Genomic DNA, 16,254 nt, shown 5'->3' with positions numbered 1-16,254 from the left:
AGCCGCGACAGCATCGCATTGACCGCAGCTGCGTCCGGCGCGACGCCCCAGCCGCCGCCTGCCCGCAGGCGTTCGGCCGGCGCGCCGGGCGAGGCGCCGAGCACCGGCAGGCCGAGCGCCAGCATTTCCGACAGCGTGTAGCTGAAGGTTTCCGGCACCGTCGAGGGCAACAGCGCGAGGTCGGGCGCCAGGCGTTCGATCCAGGACGGCAGCTCGTCGCGGCGGTAGTCGCGCTGCACCTGCAGGCCGGGGCGGCCAGCGAAACGGTCGGCGGCGTGGCCGCAGCCGAGCAGGATCAGTTCGATGCCGGGCGGCAGCGAGTCCAGCATGGCGGCGATGAGGTGTTCGCCCTTACCGCCGTCCAGGCGCCCGGGCACCAGCACCCGCAGCGGCGCATCGGCCGGGCGGGGCGGACGGGCCGGCGCCGGTGCGGCGAACGGCGCCAGCCCGTGCGGGATGACCTGCCAGGCGCGCGCCGACAGCGCGGGCGCGATCGCGCACAGGCGGCGGCGCGCGAACTCACTCGGTGCCACGAAGGTGATGCCGCCGTCGGCCACCGCGGCCACGAAGGCCTCACGGAGCTCCCACCACTGCCCCGCGTCCCGCCGCGAGAACACGAAGCTGTGGCCTTGCGGGATGCGCTCCAGTTCCGCCGCCAGCGTCGTGACGTCGAAGGCGTGCTCCCCGGGATCGCGGGCGTCGTGCAGCAGCGGCCACAGGGGGTAGGCGTCGTGCGTGCAGATCGCGGTCGGCAGGCCCGTGCGCAGCACGTCCAGGCTGTGGCCGATCAGCGAGGACACCAACACCGCGCCGATGCGCCACTGCGGCAACACCTCGGCCAGCACCGCCTGCACTTCGGCGGAATGGATCGCAGTGTCGGCGATCGGCTCGGACAGCGGCCACTGCCGCAGCGGCGGTGCGTCGATGTCGAGGTGCAGCGCCAGCCGCTTGCCGAACGGCGGCCGGTCGTCGCCGCTGTGCGCGACCAGCACGAGGTGGTTGCGTTCGCGGTCGCCGGCCGCGAGGTCGCGCACGAAGCGCGCGGCGCCGCCGCCCCAGCCGTGCAGGACGTGCAGCACCGTCGGCTTTTCCGCCGAGACGGCGGGCCGGTGCTCGGCTTGGCCGATGCGTTCGGCCAGGCGGACCAGGGGCAGCGGCATCGGTGCCGCGGCCCCGCCGGGATCGGCCGGGCCGACCCACAGGCAGGGCAGCAGGGCCGAGCGGCCGGCGCCCGGCGAAGTCGATGCGCCCAGCGCGGCGCCGCGCCACAGCGAACACACCGGCGACCAGTCCGCCCATGCGAAGGCGGCATGTTCGCCATGGACCCAGGCAAGCGCGTCGCGCGCGGCGTCGTCCAGCGGTTCCGCGACCAGCGTCCAGCGGCCATCGAGCGGAGACAGCACGTCCCAGGCCGGATCAGCCCAGGCGGCGAGCAGCCGATCGACCGCATCCGGGGGCAGGACCGCATCACCGCGCAGCAGCAACACGTCACGTCCGGGGAACTGCTGGCGCGCCCGCGCCAGCGCGTCCTGCGCCGTGGCGGCGTTTCCCGGCACGCGCTCCAGCGCGGTGGGCACGGGCGACGGGGACCGGCCGTCGACGGTCCAGACGCTCAGGACCGGGAGAAGGGGGGCATCCATGCGGGGCATTCAGTCTCGGGTTGGGGCGCGGGAGCGGTGGCCTGCTAGACTCGCCGCACCTCCGGATTATCCATGTCCGTGCCTCGTAGCGCTTCCCCCCCAAATTCCGGTTCATCTCCCGTCCGGCCCCGCTGGAGGAAGTGGCTTGTCCGTGGCGCCCTGCTTGCCCTGGGCCTGGCTGTGGGCATCGGTGTTCCTGTTTTCTGGGTGCTCGACAAGCAGGTGCGCGCCGAGTTCGAGCAGCTTGCCTGGCAGGTGCCGACCCGCGTTTACGCCCGGCCGCTGCGGCTGGAGCCGGGCCTGCGCCTCGATCCGGCCACCCTGGAGCTCGAGCTCGCCGCCGCGGCGTACCGCAAGGACGGCAGCGGCGACCTTCCCGGCACCTGGTCGCGCGACGGCGGCCGTTTCCACATCGCCACCCGCGCCTTCACCGACCTCGACGGTCCGGTGCCGGGGCAGCGGCTGGAAGTGCAGCTCGCCGGCGGCCGCGTGGCCGCCGTGCGCGACCGCCGTGCCGACCGCAAGCTCGACCTCGCCCGTGTCGATCCCGCCCGCATCGCCACGCTCTACGGCAACGTCCAGGAGGAGCGGCGTCTGGTGCAGCTCAAGGAAGTGCCCTCGCTGCTGGTGATGGGCCTGCAGGCGGTCGAGGACCGCGACTTCAAGCACCACCACGGCATCGACCCCTGGGGAATGATGCGCGCCATGTGGGTGAACGTGCGCGAAGGCGAGCTCGAGCAGGGCGCCAGCACGCTGACCCAGCAGCTGGTGCGCAGCCTGTTCCTGACGCGCGAGAAGCGCCTGAGCCGCAAGCTCAAGGAAATCGCCTACTCGCTGATCATCGAGTTCCGCTACGACAAGCAGCGCATCCTCGAGGCCTATCTCAACCAGGTCTACATGGGCCAGCAGGGCAACCAGTCCATCCACGGCGTCGCCGCGGCTTCGGAGTTCTGGTTCGGGCGCGAGCTGGGCAGCCTGCGCACCGAAGACATGGCGCTCCTGGTGGGCATGATCCAGGGCCCGTCGCTGTTCGACCCGCGGCGCAAGCCCGAGGCGGCCAAGGGCCGCCGCGACCTGGTACTGCAGGTCTGGAACCAGCTCGAGCTGATCGACGACGCCGAATTCAAGCGTGCGCGCGCGGCGCCGCTGGCGGTCAGCGCGCGCCCGGGCGTCACCCGCAACCGCAATCCCGCCTTCATGGACCTGGTGCGCCGCCAGCTCGCGCGCGACTACCCGGCCGACGCGCTGCGCGGCGCCGGCCTGAGCGTGATGACCACGCTCTCGCCCTCGGCCCAGCTGCTGTCCGAACAGGCCGTCAGCGGCACCCTGGACCGGGTCCAGCGCAAGGACGGCCCGCCGCTGCAGGCCGGCATGGTGGTCACCGACACCCGCAGCGGCGAAGTGCTGGCCATGGTCGGCAACCGCAACACCGACACGCCGGGCTTCAACCGCGCGCTCGAGGCGCAGCGGCCGGTAGGTTCCCTGCTCAAGCCGATGGTCTACCTGCTGGCGCTGGCGCAGCCGGGCAACTGGTCGCTGGCGACGCCGGTGGACGACGCGCCGGTGAACCTGACCCTGCCCAACGGCCGGACCTGGAACCCGGAGAATTCCGACGGCCGCAGCCACGGTCGTGTCAGCCTGGTGGATGCGCTGGCGCATTCCTACAACCAGGCGACGGTGCGCGTGGGCATGGACGTCGGCCCCGAGCGGCTGGCCGAACTGTTGAAGGTCCTGGCTGGACTGCGCGCGCCCGCCAACCCCTCGCTCATCCTGGGCTCGGTCGACCTCAGTCCGTTCGCGATGGCGCAGGTCTACCAGTTCCTCGCCTCGGGCGGGCAGATCCAGCCGTTGCGCGCGGTGCGCGGCGTGGTCGACACCAAGGGCAAGGCGATCAACCGCTACGACTTCAGAGCCGAACCAGCGAAGGAAGGCGATGCGGTCGCCGCCCGCCTGGTCACCCTGGCGCTGCAGGACGCGGTGACCCGCGGCACCGGCCGACCGCTGCTGGCCGATGGCCTCGGCCGGTTGAATGCCGCCGGCAAGACCGGCACCAGCAACGACAGCCGCGACAGCTGGTTCGCGGGTTACACCGGCGACCACCTCGCGGTGGTCTGGGTCGGCAACGACAAGAACGAGCCCACCGGCCTGTACGGCGCCACGGGCGCAATGCGGGTGTGGTCGGCGCTGTTCCAGAAGCTGCCGAGTGCGCCGCTGGACGTCGGCGGCGCCGGCATCGAATGGGGCTGGGTGGACGCGCAGCAGTTCGCGACCACCGAGGAGAATTGCGAAGGCGCGCGCCGCTATGCCTTCGTGGCCGGCTATCTGCCGCCCGAGCACGTGAGCTGCGTCGAACGCAGCTGGCTGGACTGGTTCCGTTTTGGTGGTGACGACGATGAAGAAGACGACCGACGCGACCGCGACCGCGATCGCCGCCGCGACGATGAATAGGGCGCCGATCGCCCTGGTGGTGCTGCTGCTGGCCGCCTGCGGCAGCAGCGCGCCGCCGCCGGCGCGCGGCACGCCGGCCCCCAAGGCCGATCCGGTGGCGATGGTGGCGGCGATCCGCGCGGCCAGCGTCGGCGACGACGACCTGTTCGTGCAGCCGGTGCGCGATCCCCGCGTGGACGAGCTGCGCGCCCGGGCCGAGGCGCTGGAAGCGCACGGCGACTACAAGGGCGCCGGTGCCGCGATCGCCGAGGCGCTGGCGATCACGCCGACCGACAACGAACTGCTGCAGTGGCGCGCCGAGCTGAGCCTGCTGCGCCGCAAGTGGGTCGAGGCCGAGCGCCAGGCCAACCTCGCCTACGAACAGGGCACCAAGCTCGGCGGCCTGTGCCGGCGCAGCTGGAGCACCATCGCCCACGCCCGCCAGGCGCGCGGCGACAGCGCCGGCGCCGAGGTCGCGCGCCGTCAGGCCGAAGCCTGCGCGGTGCCGCTGCCGGTCCGCATGTAGGTGGACGACCTGGCCGAACGCACCCGCGCGGCGCTTGCCGCCGGCGGGCCGCTGGCCGAAGGGCTGGAAGGGTACCGGCCGCGCGAAGCGCAGCGGCAGCTGGCCGAGGCCGTCGCTTCGGCCATGGACCAGCATGCGACCCTGATCGCCGAAGCCGGCACCGGCACCGGCAAGACCTATGCCTACCTCGTGCCGGCCCTGCTGTCGGGCCAGCGCACGATCATCTCCACCGGCACCCGCGCACTGCAGGACCAGCTCTACCACCGCGACCTGCCGCGCGTTCGCGCCGCGCTGGGCGCGGGGGTGAAGACGGCGCTGCTCAAGGGCCGCGCGAACTATCTCTGCCAGTACCGCCTGGAGCAGGCCAAGGGTGAAAAATTCCAGTCGCGCGAAGTGGCGGCGCAGTTCCAGCGCGTGGTCGCCTGGGCCGGGCGCACGATGCGCGGCGACCTCTCGGAGCTGGCCGACATCGCCGAGGACTCGCCGCTTTGGCCGCAGGTCACCTCCACCGCCGACAACTGCCTCGGCGGAGAGTGCCCGTTCTGGAGCGAGTGTTTCGTCGCCAAGGCGCGGCAGCAGGCGCAGGCCGCCGACGTGGTGGTGGTCAACCATCATTTGCTGCTGGCCGACCTGGCGATCAAGCAGGAAGGCTTTGGCGAGATCCTGCCGGGGGCGGCGGCCTTCGTGCTGGACGAGGCGCATCAACTGCCGGAGCTCGCGGCGCAGTTTTTTGGTGAGGGGCTGGGAGCGCGGCAGCTGCTGGACCTGTCACGCGACTCTTTGGCCGAATGCAAGAACGTCACCGCCTCCCTGGCCACCGTGCTGGGCCCTGCGCGCGGGCTCGAACAGGCGATGCGCGACCTGCGCCTGGCGATGGACAAGCTGCCGCAGCGCGGGCCGATGGCGCGTCTGATGGCGCATGCGCCGGTGCCGCCGGCGCTCGACGCGCTCGAGCACGCCCTGTCGGAACTGCAGCGCGTGCTGGGACCGCTGTCGGACGCTTCGCCGGGTTTCGCGGGCTGTTGCGACCGTGCGGTCGAGCTGCTTCGGCGCCTGCGGGGCTGGCGCGGGGATGGCGACGGTGGGGAAGGAGGCGGCGAAAGTGCGGGGCCGGAGGGAGCGTCGGCTTTCGATGTCGAGTCAGCCGGCCCGGAGCCGTCCTGCTCCGTGCGTTGGTACGAGCTGACCCAGCGCGGCTTCACCCTGCAGCGCACGCCGCTCGACGTCTCCGGCCCGCTGCGCAAGTACCGCGAGCAGAGCCGCGCGGCCTGGATCTTCACCTCGGCGACGCTGGCCGTCGCCGGCGACTTCGAGCACATCGGCAAGCGCCTGGGCCTGGACGATCCGCGCGAACTGCTGCAGCCCAGCCCCTTCGACTGGCCCGAGCAGGCCCTGTGCTACCTGCCGCGCAACCTGCCCGAGCCCAACAGCCGCGACTACGTCGGCGCCATGCTCGACGTCGTCTGGCCGGTGCTGGAGGCGTCGCAAGGCCGCGCCTTCCTGCTCTTCACCTCGCACCGCGCCCTGCGCGAGGCCGCCGAGATGATGCGCGACGCGCCCTGGCCGCTGTTCGTGCAGGGCACCGCGCCGCGCAATACCCTGCTCGAACAGTTCCGCGCGTCGGGCAACGGCGTGCTGCTGGGCGCCGCCAGCTTCTGGGAAGGCGTGGACGTCGCCGGCGAGGCGCTGAGCGTCGTGGTGATCGACCGCCTGCCGTTCGCGGCGCCGGACGATCCGGTGCTCGAGGCGCGGCTGGAGGCGGTGCGCCGCAACGGCGGCAATCCCTTCCGCGACGAACAGCTGCCGCAGGCGGTGATCGCACTCAAGCAGGGCGTCGGCCGCCTGATCCGCAGCCATTCCGACCGCGGCGTGCTGGTGCTGTGCGACCCGCGCCTGGTCGGCAAGGCCTACGGCCGCCTGTTCCTCGACAGCCTGCCGCCGATGCCGCGCACCCGCGTGCTGGCCGACGTGCAGGCGTTTTTTGCGCCAGAATCCACCGCGACGCCGCCGCAGGCGGTCGAAGAGGATTGGACATGAGCGCTCCCGCCAAGCCCCGCGTGCACGGCATCGGCGGCATCTTCTTCAAGGCCCGCGATCCCGGCGCGCTCGGCGCCTGGTACACGCGGCACCTGGGCATGGACATGGAAGCCTGGGGCGGCACGCTCTTCCACTGGAAACGCGCCGACACCGGCGGCGACGCCTGCACGGTGTTCTCGGCGTTCAAGGAAAGCACTGAATACTTCCTGCCCAGCGACAAGCCCTACATGATCAACCTGCGCGTGGACGACCTCGACGCCGTGCTGGCCGCGCTGCGCGAGGAAGGCTGCCGCGTGCTCGACCGGCGCGAGGACAGCGAGCAGGGTAAGTTCGGTTACGTGCTCGACCCCGAGGGCGGCCTGATCGAACTTTGGCAGCCCAACCCCGACGATCCCTCGCAGCAGGCGGGTGCATGAAGCTGCTGGCGATCGAGACCAGCACCGAGGTCTGCTCGGTCGCGCTGCACGTGGACGGCGAGGTCCGCGAGCGGCACGAGCTCGCGCCGCGCCGCCATACCCAGCTGGTGCTGCCCTGGGCCGAAGAGCTGCTGGCCGAAGCGGGCCTGCGCAAGTCGCAGCTCGATGCCATCGCCGTCGGCCGAGGGCCCGGCGCCTTCACCGGTGTGCGCCTGGCGATCGCCGTCGTGCAGGGCCTGGCGCTGGCGCTGGACCGGCCGGTGCTGCCGGTTTCGACCCTGGCGACGCTGGCCATGCAGGGGCAGGGCGGAAATCGCCTGGCCGCGATCGATGCGCGCATGGGCGAGGTCTACCTGGGCGAGTTCGTGCGCGATGCCGATGGCCTGGTGTCGGCCGCGGCGGACGAGCTGATCGTGTCGCCGGCCGTGGCGCCGCTGCCTTCCGGACCCCGACACGGCGTGGGCACCGGTTTCGGCGCGGAAAACGGCGCGCTGGTGCAGCGCCTCGGCGGCCTGCTGACCGGCTTCGACGTCGAGGCCCTGCCGCACGCCGCCGACCTGGCGCGCCTGGCGGTGCGCGACTTCAGGCTCGGCCGCGCCATCGCCGCCGACCGGCTCGAACCGGCCTACCTGCGCGACAAGGTCGCGCTGACCCTGGCCGAGCAGGGAAAACCGACGCCACGCTAGATCGCGTCGTCGATCCGGTCGCCGCGCGTGGTCGGCATCGAGACGACGAGGAAGTGCACGTCCTCGTCGTACGGATTCATGAATCGGTGCGGCAGCCCCGGCGGCACTTCCAGCCCCTGGCCGGCGGCGATCGCGACTTCGCGCCCCGCCATCTCGATCAGCGCACGGCCCGACAACAGGTAAAAGAACTGCCGCGATTGCGCGTGGCGATGCCGCCGCTCCGCACCGCCCGGCGGCACGCGTTCGGCGATCACCGACAGGTCCTGGCGTTGCAGCAGGTGCCAGCCTTCGCTGTTGCCGCCCCAGAGGTAATGCCGGTCGGCATCGCGCTGCACCGGCGACCAGAGTCGCGCGACCACCGGCAACAGCTGATGGCGCGACAGGGGCGCGATCGCGCGCGGGCCGGGATCGGCCGGATCCACCCAGGCCAGCTCCTCGATCTCGGCGCCCGCGGCCGGCTGGCCTTCCACCTCGACCAGGAAGGCCTGCGCGCGCACCCGCCGCCCGGTTTCGTTGACCGCCACGTCCTCGAACTCGCCCAGCGGCAGCGCCGAGCCCGCGCGCAGGGACACGCCGAGTTCCTCGTCCAGCTCGCGCGCCAGCGTCGCCAGCGCGTCCTCGTCCGCTTCGGTCTTGCCGCCCGGCTGGATGAAGGTCGCCGTGCCGCGCTTGCGCACCAGCAGCACGCGGCCCTGCGGGTCGCGGATCACCGCGGCGACCGTGCGGATCAGGTCGTGCGTGCCGCCGGTCATTGGCCGGGCGTGCCGTTGCGGCGCCGCGCCTGCATCGCCACCAACCGCGAGATCACCAGGGCCAGGTACAGCACGCCCATCATCTGCTCGATCATCACCAGCGAGCGCGCGTGGTTGCTGACCGGCGTGATGTCGCCGAAGCCGACGCTGGTCAGGCAGGTGAAGCTGAAGTACAGCAGCTCCCACCAGCCGGTGAGGCCGTCGGGATTGTTCGCCACGTTGATGTAGAACGAGCCCGGCGCGAAGCGCTCGACCAGCGCGTACAGGTAGGCGAACACGAAGGCCATCAGCACGTAGAGGCCGGCGGCCGCGAACAGTTCGTCCAGGGTCATCACCTCGTCGCGCAGCATGTAGCGAAGCAGGCAGACCACCACGAAGGCATGGAACAGCGCCTGCGTGGCCAGGTTGGCCAACAGCAGGCCGTGCGTGGGCGCGAACGCCGCGACGATGTGCAGCACCATCGCCGGCCACACCAGCACGTAGCCGATGCGCGCTTCGGGGCCGCTTGCCCGGGCGGCGCGCAGGGCCAGCACCAGGATCACCAGGTCGAACACCGCGATCGCCGCGTGCCCGCCCGGGAAGGGTTCCAGGAAGGGATAGACCACCACCAGCGCGATCAGCGACAGCAGCAGCCAGGCGTTGGGAAGTTTCGACACCCGCTGCAGGAATACCGAGCGCATGTCAGCGCAGCAGCACGAGGGTGGCCAGGCCGAGGAAAGAGAAGAAGCCCATCACGTCCGTCACCGTGGTCAGGATCACGCCGCCGGCCAGCGCCGGATCCAGGCGCATGCGCTTGAGCGTCAGCGGCACCAGCACGCCGGCGGATGCCGCCGACATCAGATTGATGATCATCGCCGCGAAGATCACCAGCGCCAGCTCGCCGTCGCGGAACCAGGCCCAGGTGGCGATGGCGACGATGCCGCCGATCAGCAGGCCGTTGAGCATGGACACACGCAGCTCCTTCCACAGCAGCGCGTTGGCGTTCGCGGCGCCGACCTGGCCCAGTGCCAGGCCGCGCACCATCAGCGCCAGCACCTGGGTGCCGGCATTGCCGCCCATGCCCGCCACGATCGGCATCAGCACGGCCAGCGCGACCAGCCGGTCGATGGTGCCCTGGAACTGGCCGACCACGCTCGAGGCCAGGAAGGCCGTGGCCAGGTTGATCGCCAGCCACACCACGCGGCGCCGGAACGCGCGCGGCACCGGGCTGAACAGGTCCTCGTCCTCGTCCACGCCGGCGGCGCTCAGCGCCTGGTGTTCGGCCTGGGCGCGGATGATGTCGACCACGTCGTCGATGGTGATGCGGCCGAGCAGGATGTTGTTCTCGTCCACCACCGGCGCCGAGATCCAGTCGTGGTCGGAGAACTGGGTCGCGACCTCGGTGTCGGGCGTATCCACCGCGATCGCCGGCTGTTCGTCGTCGATCAGTTCGTTGATCGGCGTGGACGCGTCGTGGGTCAGCAGCGATGCGATCGCGACGCGGCCCAGGTACTGGTGCCGGCGGCTGACCACGAACAGGTGGTCGGTGTGTTCGGGGATCTCGCCGCGCAGGCGCAGGTAGCGCAGCACGACGTCGACGGTGACGTCGGTGCGCACCGTGATCACGTCCGGATTCATCAGGCGGCCGGCGGTGTCCTCGCCGTAGCTGAGCACCTGCTCCAGGCGTTCGCGGTTCTCGCGGTCCATCGACTTCAGGACTTCCTCGATCACCGTGTCGGGAAGGTCCTCGGCCAGTTCGGCCAGGTCGTCGATGTCCAGGTCCTCGACCGCGGCGACGATTTCGTCGGGATCCATGTCGGCCAGCAGGCTCTCGCGCACGTCGTCGCCGACGTGCACCAGCACCTCGCCGTCGTCCTCGGGATCCACCAGGCCCCAGACGATCTCGCGCTTGCCGGCCGGCAGGGACTCGAGCAGGTTGCCGATCTCGGCCGGCGACAGGCTGTTCACCAGGCGCCGCACCGGGCCGAGGCGGCCGGTGTCGAGCGCGTCCGACAGCAGCCGGAGCTGCCGTGCGGTCTTGTCGTGGCGGACGGCTTCGGCCATCAGGTCGCTCCCGGGAAGGCCGGCACATTATGCGGGGGCTTGTGTGTCCGCGCCTACCTCGGTCCTCGCTGGGATCGTTCTCGGCGATTGTCCGCCGTACGTGAGGGTCTTGGTGCCGGGATCGATCCTGGCGATAGTCCGCCGTACGTGAGGTCTCTTCCCGGGGACGCCGTGAATCCATCCCTGGAGGCTCTTCGAAAACGTCCCTGTTTTCGAAGCCCCGGGAAGAGACCTCACGCACGACGGCCTGCGGACCAGCCGGGCCGGGTTATCGAATCCGTGAAGCTCGCTTGTGCAAAGCGTTCGGCGTCTCTGCCTTCGAGCTGCGGCTCGTCCGGGTCTGCTCCGAAGCCATTTCCATCCAAGCAGCGAGCTTTCGTGCCTTCTGGGGGCACGCGCTTTTCCCAACGGCTCGCGACACCGTTTCGTGGCGACGCCGTAGACCGGAGGGGGTGCCTGAAGTGGAGGGCAGGATGCCCGCAACGGCCGCGAATCGGTGGGCAGGACGCCGCGCCGACTGAGCGGGCAGGGACCCCCTCTTGTCTGCGGCGGCGCACGCCAGATCAACCGACCACGAGCAAGGGACCTGCTTGGCCCCAAAAAGGGCCAAGACGGAAATCCAGGCCGTCTGGTAAGGTTTGGGCATGTCCGTTGGCATCCTGATCCTGAGCCACCAAGGCGTGGGTACCCCGCTGCTTGCCGCGGCGCGGCGCCTGCTGGGACCGCTGCCCCTGAGCACCGAAGCCTACGAGGCCGACTGGGACGCCGACGCCGATGCCCAGCTGCCGGCCGCCAGCGCCGCCCTGCGCAAGGTTGACGGCGGCGACGGCGTCCTGATGCTGGTGGACCTGTACGGCGCCACCCCGGCGCGCATCGCCGAGAAGCTTTCCCGGCTCGGCACCCCGGCCCACCGGATCAGCGGCCTGTCCCTGCCGATGCTGCTGCGCGTGCAGAATTACCCCGAACAACCCCTGGACGAACTCGCGCGCACGGCCGCCGCCGGCGCGCGCAATGGCGTGGTGATCGACGATGCTTGAACACGAACTGCAGGTGAACAACCGCCTGGGCCTGCACGCGCGGGCCGCGGCAAAACTCGTGCAGCTGCTGTCTGGCTTCAAGGCCCAGGCGACCCTGACCGGCCGCGGTCGCGAAGTGAATGCCAAGTCGATCATGGGCGTACTGCTGCTGGCCGCCGCACCCGGCGCCACCCTGCTGCTGCGCGTGGACGGCGAGGACGAGGCCGCCGCGGCCGCCGCGGTCGCCGCCCTGTTCGAACGCCGCTTCGACGAGGACGACTGATGCGGCGCGCCCTGCGCGGCCAAGGGGCGGCGCGCGGGATCGCGCTGGGCCGCGTGCGCGTGCGGCTGCCGCAGGCGCTGGCGGTGGAAGAGCGGCGCATCGAGGCCGAGGCCGTGCCCGACGAGATCCTGCGCCTGCACCGGGCGCTGGATGCCGCGCGGCGCGAACTGCACGGCCTGCGCGAACGCCTGCACGGCGCCCTGGCCCAGGAAGTGGGCGAGTTCCTCGACCTGCACGTGATGATCCTGGACGACCCCGAGCTGCTGCACGGCCTGGACGACCTGATCACCACCGGCCGCTACAGCGCCGACTACGCCCTGAAGCTGCAGCGCGACCGCCTGGCCTCGGTGTTCGAGGGCATGCACGACGACTACTTCCGCAGCCGCCGCGAAGACCTCGACCACGTCATCGGCCGCGTGCACGCCGCCCTGCACCGGCGCGGCGACGACGGCGCGCGCGGACTGTCCGGCGAGATCCTGGTCTGCGATGCCATCGCGCCCTCCGAGCTGGCCGAACTGCAGTCGCAGGGCGTGGTGGCGGTGGTGGCGGCCACCGGCAGCCCGCTGTCGCACAGCGCCATCCTGGCGCGCAGCCTGCACCTGCCGCTGCTGGTCGGTGCCGCCGAAGCACTGGTGCACGCCAACGACGGCGACGCGATGATGGTCGACGCCGCTGCCGGCGAGATCGTGCTCGAACCCGACGCCGACGACCTGCAGCGCTACCACCGTCGCCAGGCCCAGCTCGGGCGCGAACAGGCCCAGCTCTCGCGCCTGCGGCGGCAGCCGACCCGCACCACCGACGGCGTCGACATCCGCCTCTACGCCAACGCCGAATCGCGCGAGGACGTGGCCGAGGCGCACGCGCTGGGCGCCGACGGCATCGGCCTGTACCGCACCGAGTTCCTGTTCCTGCAGCGGCGCGAACTGCCGACCGAGGACGAACAGTTCCTGGCCTACCGCGACCTGGTGCTGGGCATGGCCGGGCGCGTGGTCACCATCCGCACGCTCGACCTGGGCGCCGACAAGGCCGACCACACCGGCCTGGCCCTGCGCAGCGAATCCAATCCGGCCCTGGGCCTGCGCGGCGTGCGGTTGTCGCTGGCGCACGAGGGCCTGTTCCTGACCCAGCTGCGGGCGATCCTGCGCGCCGCCGCGTACGGGCCGGTGCGCGCGCTGGTGCCGATGATTTGCTGCCGCGAGGAGATGGTGGCGGTCTGCGCCCTGCTCGAGGCCGCGCGCGCCTCGCTGGTGGCCGACGGCCTGCAGGCCGGCGACCGGGTCGAGCTGGGCGCGATGATCGAAGTGCCGGCCGCCGCGCTGGCGCTGCCGGACTTCGTCGACCTGGTGGACTTCGTCTCGGTCGGCACCAATGACCTGGTGCAGTACCTGCTGGCGGTGGACCGCAACCACGAGTCCCTGGCCTCGCTGTATACGCCGCGGCATCCGTCGGTGCTGCGCCTGCTGAGTGAACTGTTCGCGTACGGCCGCCGCAACGGCATTCCGGTGGCGGTCTGCGGCGAAATGGCCGGCGAGGCGGAGAACGTGCCGCTGCTGCTGGCCCTGGGCCTGCGCGACTTCAGCCTGCATCCGGCGACGCTGCTGGAGGTGCGGCGCGCCGTGCGCGAATGCGACCTTGCCAGCCTGCGCCGGCGCGTGCGCAGCCTGCTGCGCGCGCACGACCGCGCCGGCATCGAGGCCTGGCTGGCGCGTTGAGCCCGCGGGCGGGGCTTATTCGAGTTCGCGGTGGAAGCTGAGCACGCCGTTGCGCCCCAGGTCGCGGTAATGGGCGGCCAGGCGTTCGGCAAGGTAGACGGAGCGGTGGCGGCCGCCGGTGCAGCCGAAGGCGACGGTGAGGTAGCTGCGGGTCTCGGCTTCGAAGCGCGGGATCCAGGCGTCGAGGAAGGCAGTGACCTGCTCGGCGTAGGCGCGCACCAGCGGATCCTGTTCCAGATGCTCGCGCACCGCGGCGTCGCGGCCCGACAGCGGCCGCAGGCGGGCGTCCCAGTGCGGGTTGGGCAGGACGCGGGCGTCGAAGATGAAGTCGGCGTCGGCGGGCAGCCCGCGCTTGTAGGCGAAGGACTCGAACAGCAGCGACAGGCCCTGGTGTACGCCGATGCCCAGCTCGGTGATCACCTGCCGGCGCATCTGGTGCACGTTCATTTCCGAGGTGTCCATCACCAGGTCGGCGATGGCCTGCAGCGGCCGCATGCGCTCGCGCTCGAGCCGGATCGCGTCGGCCAGGGCGAGCCCGCCGTGGCTGAGCGGATGCTTGCGGCGCGTATCGGAGTAGCGCTTGAGCAGCACTTCGTCGCGGGTGTCGAAATAAACCAGCTTGTGGTCGAAGCCGAGCGCACCGACCTCCGACAGCCACTGCGGGATGCGCGCCAGGTCCGGGGTGCGGTTGCGCACGTCGATGCCCACCGCCAGCCGCGTGCGGCCGGATTCCTCGCTGGCGACGCTGCGCACGAAACGCGGCAGCAGTTCGGCCGGCAGGTTGTCGGTGCAGAAGAAGTCCAGGTCCTCGAGCGTGTTCAGCGCCACGGACTTGCCCGAGCCGGACATGCCGCTGACGACGATCAGCAGGGGGCGGGAGGTTTCGCTCACGAGGGCTCGCCCTGCTGGAGGAATTCGCTGTGCCGGGCCAGGAAGGCGGCGGCCGGGTCCATGCCCTTGCTGCGCAGCAGGTGCAGGCGTACCGCCGCTTCGGCCAGCACCGCGAGGTTGCGGCCAGCGGCCACGGGCAGTTCGACCACCGGCACTTCGAGGTCGAGCACCTTGCGGCTGCCGGACTCGCCGGTGATGCGCGCCATCGCCTCCAGCGACGGCTCCTGCGCCCGCACCAGGTGCACCACCAGGCGCAGGTACTTGTTCTTCTTCACCGCGGTGTCGCCGAACATCTGGCGGATGTTCATCACGCCCAGGCCGCGCACTTCCAGCAGGTCCTGCAGCAGGTCGGGGCAGGTGCCGTCGAGCACGTCGGGGGCGATCTGGGTGAACTCGGGCGCGTCGTCGGCGACCAGGCGGTGGCCGCGGCTGATCAGCTCCAGCGCCAGTTCGCTCTTGCCCAGGCCGGAGTCGCCGGTGATCAGCACGCCGATCGAGTAGATCTCCATGAACACGCCGTGCAGCGTCACCCGCGGCGCCAGCGAGCGCGCCAGGTGGTACTGCAGCAGGTTCAGCAGTTCGTAGCCGCGGCGCGGCGACACCCACAGCGGCGTGTCGGATTCTTCGACCGCGTCGCGCAGGTCGGCCGGGCAGCCCTGGTTCTGGGTGATGACCATGGCCAGCGGCCGCGACTCCATCACCTTCTGCAGCACTTCCCAGCGCGTGCGGGCGTCGAGCCCGTCCAGCCACGACAGCTCGGCCGAGCCGATGATCTGCACCTTGTTCGGGTGGATGACGTTGAGGTAGCCGGCCAGCGACGGCCGGCGCGACAGGTGTTCGCCGCGTTCGAGCACGCGTTCGCCGCCACGTTGCCCGGCCAGCCAGCGAAGCTCGAGCCGCTCGCCCAGCTCCTCGAACAGCTCGCGGGCGCGCAGGCGGTCGGCCATCTCAGGCGGCCGCCGGGTGCGCGGCCTGCCAGTCCGCCAGCAGCGCGTACAGCGCGGCCGAATCGGGCGCCTGGCGCAGGCGCTGGCGGAAATCCGCGTCGCCGAACATCTCGGCCAGGTTCGCCAGCAGCAGCAGGTGCTGCTGCGCATAGTGTTCGGGCACCACGAGCGCGAACACCAGGTCCACCGGCTGGCCGTCGGGCGCGCCGAAGTCCACCGGTTCGCTAAGGCGCAGGAAGGCGCCGGTGGCGGCGGCCGCGCGGGCGCTGCGGCCATGCGGAATGGCGACGCCGTGGCCCAGGCCGGTGCTGCCCAGGCGTTCGCGGCTGCACAGGCTGTCGTAGACGCTGCGGTCGCCCTCGCCGCCGCCTTCGGCAAGCAGCTGCGCCAGCTGCTCGAGCAGGCGCTTCTTGCCGGTGACGGCGGCATTGGCCCGCACGCGGGCCGGGCTGAGCAGGTCGAGCAGGTGCATGGTCAGCCGAAACTGTCCGAACGGGCGGCGGATTGGCCGCGGTGGTGGTCGGTCATCTTTTCCTTCTGCTTCACCAGCAGGCGGTCGAGCTTGTCCGAAAGCAGGTCGATGGCGGCGTACATGTCCGGCGCGATGGCGTCGGCGAACAGGGTCTTGCCCGGTGTGGACAGCGTGGCTTCGGCCTTCTGCTCGAGCTTGTCGACGGACAGGATGACGCGGGCGTCGAGGTGATGGTCGTAGTGGCGGGACACACGCGCGAACTTGTCCTGCACGTAGTCGCGCAGGGCCGGGGTGACGTCGATCTGATGGCCGCTGATGTCGATCCGCATGATCACGATCCTCCTGTTTGGGTCACGCACAGCTAAACACGGGCCACGGCAACAGCGCGTGACCCGCGTCAAAAAGG

The 16,254-nt window shown here is 71.3% G+C and carries 15 protein-coding genes and 1 pseudogene; 8 read left to right on the top strand and 8 right to left on the bottom strand.

The features are described 5' to 3' along the window. Positions 1 to 1,712: 1,712 nt before the first annotated feature. Genes mrcB through tsaB form a run of 5 tightly spaced genes read left to right on the top strand, consistent with a single transcriptional unit; the run spans position 1,713 to position 7,732 of the window. Positions 1,713 to 4,088: a penicillin-binding protein 1B gene (mrcB, locus tag E1B00_RS06600; protein ID WP_139446843.1), complete on the top strand. Its 2,376-nt coding sequence runs from the start codon at positions 1,713 to 1,715 to the stop codon at positions 4,086 to 4,088. Further along, a complete protein-coding gene (locus tag E1B00_RS06595) occupies positions 4,033 to 4,593 on the top strand; it encodes a hypothetical protein (protein ID WP_139446841.1) in 561 nt (186 codons plus the stop codon). The genes mrcB and E1B00_RS06595 overlap by 56 nt, the downstream gene beginning before the upstream one ends. Next, on the top strand, positions 4,594 to 6,630 hold the full coding sequence (gene yoaA, locus E1B00_RS06590; protein ID WP_139446839.1) for a DNA repair helicase YoaA: 2,037 nt from the start codon (positions 4,594 to 4,596) through the stop codon (positions 6,628 to 6,630). Further along, positions 6,627 to 7,046: a VOC family protein gene (locus tag E1B00_RS06585; RefSeq protein WP_139446837.1), complete on the top strand. Its 420-nt coding sequence runs from the start codon at positions 6,627 to 6,629 to the stop codon at positions 7,044 to 7,046. The genes yoaA and E1B00_RS06585 overlap by 4 nt, the downstream gene beginning before the upstream one ends. Further along, positions 7,043 to 7,732, top strand: a complete 690-nt coding sequence (gene tsaB, locus E1B00_RS06580) for a tRNA (adenosine(37)-N6)-threonylcarbamoyltransferase complex dimerization subunit type 1 TsaB (protein ID WP_139446835.1) — start codon at positions 7,043 to 7,045, stop codon at positions 7,730 to 7,732. Before E1B00_RS06585 ends, tsaB begins: the two co-directional genes overlap by 4 nt. Here the strand turns inward: tsaB and E1B00_RS06575 are convergent. The 4 genes and pseudogenes from E1B00_RS06575 to mgtE all read right to left on the bottom strand — a co-directional run bounded on the left by E1B00_RS06575 (position 7,729) and on the right by mgtE (position 10,527). After that, a complete protein-coding gene (locus tag E1B00_RS06575; protein ID WP_342774273.1) occupies positions 7,729 to 7,971 on the bottom strand; it encodes a cupin domain-containing protein in 243 nt (80 codons plus the stop codon). The two genes, tsaB and E1B00_RS06575, sit on opposite strands and share 4 nt — an antisense overlap. A 111-nt stretch (positions 7,972 to 8,082) precedes the next feature. After that, positions 8,083 to 8,484 (bottom strand): annotated as a pseudogene (locus E1B00_RS06570) (NUDIX hydrolase); the annotation flags it as partial. Continuing rightward, positions 8,481 to 9,164: a potassium channel family protein gene (locus E1B00_RS06565; protein ID WP_139446833.1), complete on the bottom strand. Its 684-nt coding sequence runs from the start codon at positions 9,162 to 9,164 to the stop codon at positions 8,481 to 8,483. The gene E1B00_RS06565 and the pseudogene E1B00_RS06570, both read right to left, overlap by 4 nt. Position 9,165: 1 nt before the next feature. Further along, the gene (gene mgtE, locus E1B00_RS06560; protein WP_139446831.1) at positions 9,166 to 10,527 is read right to left on the bottom strand and encodes a magnesium transporter; all 1,362 of its coding nucleotides are present in this window, start codon (positions 10,525 to 10,527) and stop codon (positions 9,166 to 9,168) included. A 644-nt stretch (positions 10,528 to 11,171) separates the two neighbouring features. On the opposite strand from mgtE, the gene E1B00_RS06555 reads away from it, so the two are divergent. Genes E1B00_RS06555 through ptsP form a run of 3 tightly spaced genes read left to right on the top strand, consistent with a single transcriptional unit; the run spans position 11,172 to position 13,538 of the window. Further along, positions 11,172 to 11,564 carry a PTS sugar transporter subunit IIA gene (locus E1B00_RS06555; RefSeq protein WP_139446829.1) on the top strand — a complete coding sequence of 131 codons (393 nt, stop codon included), beginning with the start codon at positions 11,172 to 11,174 and terminating at the stop codon, positions 11,562 to 11,564. Next, entirely contained in the window at positions 11,557 to 11,826 is a 270-nt protein-coding gene (locus E1B00_RS06550) for an HPr family phosphocarrier protein (protein ID WP_139446827.1), read from the top strand. Before E1B00_RS06555 ends, E1B00_RS06550 begins: the two co-directional genes overlap by 8 nt. Then, positions 11,826 to 13,538 (top strand): phosphoenolpyruvate--protein phosphotransferase, encoded by a 1,713-nt coding sequence (ptsP, locus tag E1B00_RS06545; protein WP_139446825.1) that lies wholly within the window; start codon positions 11,826 to 11,828, stop codon positions 13,536 to 13,538. Before E1B00_RS06550 ends, ptsP begins: the two co-directional genes overlap by 1 nt. A 15-nt stretch (positions 13,539 to 13,553) precedes the next feature. Here the strand turns inward: ptsP and rapZ are convergent, their stop codons facing one another. The 4 genes from rapZ to hpf are packed head-to-tail and all read right to left on the bottom strand — an operon-like array spanning position 13,554 to position 16,177. Next, a complete protein-coding gene (gene rapZ, locus E1B00_RS06540) occupies positions 13,554 to 14,429 on the bottom strand; it encodes an RNase adapter RapZ (RefSeq protein ID WP_139446823.1) in 876 nt (291 codons plus the stop codon). Continuing rightward, a complete protein-coding gene (gene hprK / locus E1B00_RS06535; RefSeq protein ID WP_139446821.1) occupies positions 14,426 to 15,376 on the bottom strand; it encodes an HPr(Ser) kinase/phosphatase in 951 nt (316 codons plus the stop codon). The genes rapZ and hprK overlap by 4 nt, the downstream gene beginning before the upstream one ends. 1 nt (position 15,377) lies before the next feature. After that, positions 15,378 to 15,848 (bottom strand): PTS sugar transporter subunit IIA, encoded by a 471-nt coding sequence (locus E1B00_RS06530; protein WP_139446819.1) that lies wholly within the window; start codon positions 15,846 to 15,848, stop codon positions 15,378 to 15,380. Positions 15,849 to 15,850: 2 nt separating this feature from the next. Continuing rightward, positions 15,851 to 16,177 (bottom strand): ribosome hibernation-promoting factor, HPF/YfiA family, encoded by a 327-nt coding sequence (gene hpf / locus E1B00_RS06525; RefSeq protein ID WP_139446817.1) that lies wholly within the window; start codon positions 16,175 to 16,177, stop codon positions 15,851 to 15,853. Positions 16,178 to 16,254 lie beyond the last annotated feature (77 nt).

The organism is Arenimonas terrae (assembly GCF_006265115.1).
GTDB lineage: Bacteria > Pseudomonadota > Gammaproteobacteria > Xanthomonadales > Xanthomonadaceae > Arenimonas > Arenimonas terrae.
The sequence above is the reverse complement of the archived record's forward strand: the minus strand, read 5'-3'. Positions and strand labels throughout refer to the sequence as shown.

Bases quoted from the DNA above. Each gene is read 5' to 3' on its own strand.
- E1B00_RS06550 (WP_139446827.1), top strand. From the start codon at position 11,557: ATGCTTGAACACGAACTGCAGGTGAACAACCGCCTGGGCCTGCACGCG.
- E1B00_RS06530 (WP_139446819.1), bottom strand. From the start codon at position 15,848: ATGCACCTGCTCGACCTGCTCAGCCCGGCCCGCGTGCGGGCCAATGCC.
- hprK (WP_139446821.1), bottom strand. From the start codon at position 15,376: ATGGCCGACCGCCTGCGCGCCCGCGAGCTGTTCGAGGAGCTGGGCGAG.
- hpf (WP_139446817.1), bottom strand. From the start codon at position 16,177: ATGCGGATCGACATCAGCGGCCATCAGATCGACGTCACCCCGGCCCTG.
- E1B00_RS06555 (WP_139446829.1), top strand. From the start codon at position 11,172: ATGTCCGTTGGCATCCTGATCCTGAGCCACCAAGGCGTGGGTACCCCG.
- mrcB (WP_139446843.1), top strand. From the start codon at position 1,713: ATGTCCGTGCCTCGTAGCGCTTCCCCCCCAAATTCCGGTTCATCTCCC.
- E1B00_RS06595 (WP_139446841.1), top strand. From the start codon at position 4,033: ATGAAGAAGACGACCGACGCGACCGCGACCGCGATCGCCGCCGCGACG.
- ptsP (WP_139446825.1), top strand. From the start codon at position 11,826: ATGCGGCGCGCCCTGCGCGGCCAAGGGGCGGCGCGCGGGATCGCGCTG.
- mgtE (WP_139446831.1), bottom strand. From the start codon at position 10,527: ATGGCCGAAGCCGTCCGCCACGACAAGACCGCACGGCAGCTCCGGCTG.
- E1B00_RS06585 (WP_139446837.1), top strand. From the start codon at position 6,627: ATGAGCGCTCCCGCCAAGCCCCGCGTGCACGGCATCGGCGGCATCTTC.
- tsaB (WP_139446835.1), top strand. From the start codon at position 7,043: ATGAAGCTGCTGGCGATCGAGACCAGCACCGAGGTCTGCTCGGTCGCG.
- E1B00_RS06565 (WP_139446833.1), bottom strand. From the start codon at position 9,164: ATGCGCTCGGTATTCCTGCAGCGGGTGTCGAAACTTCCCAACGCCTGG.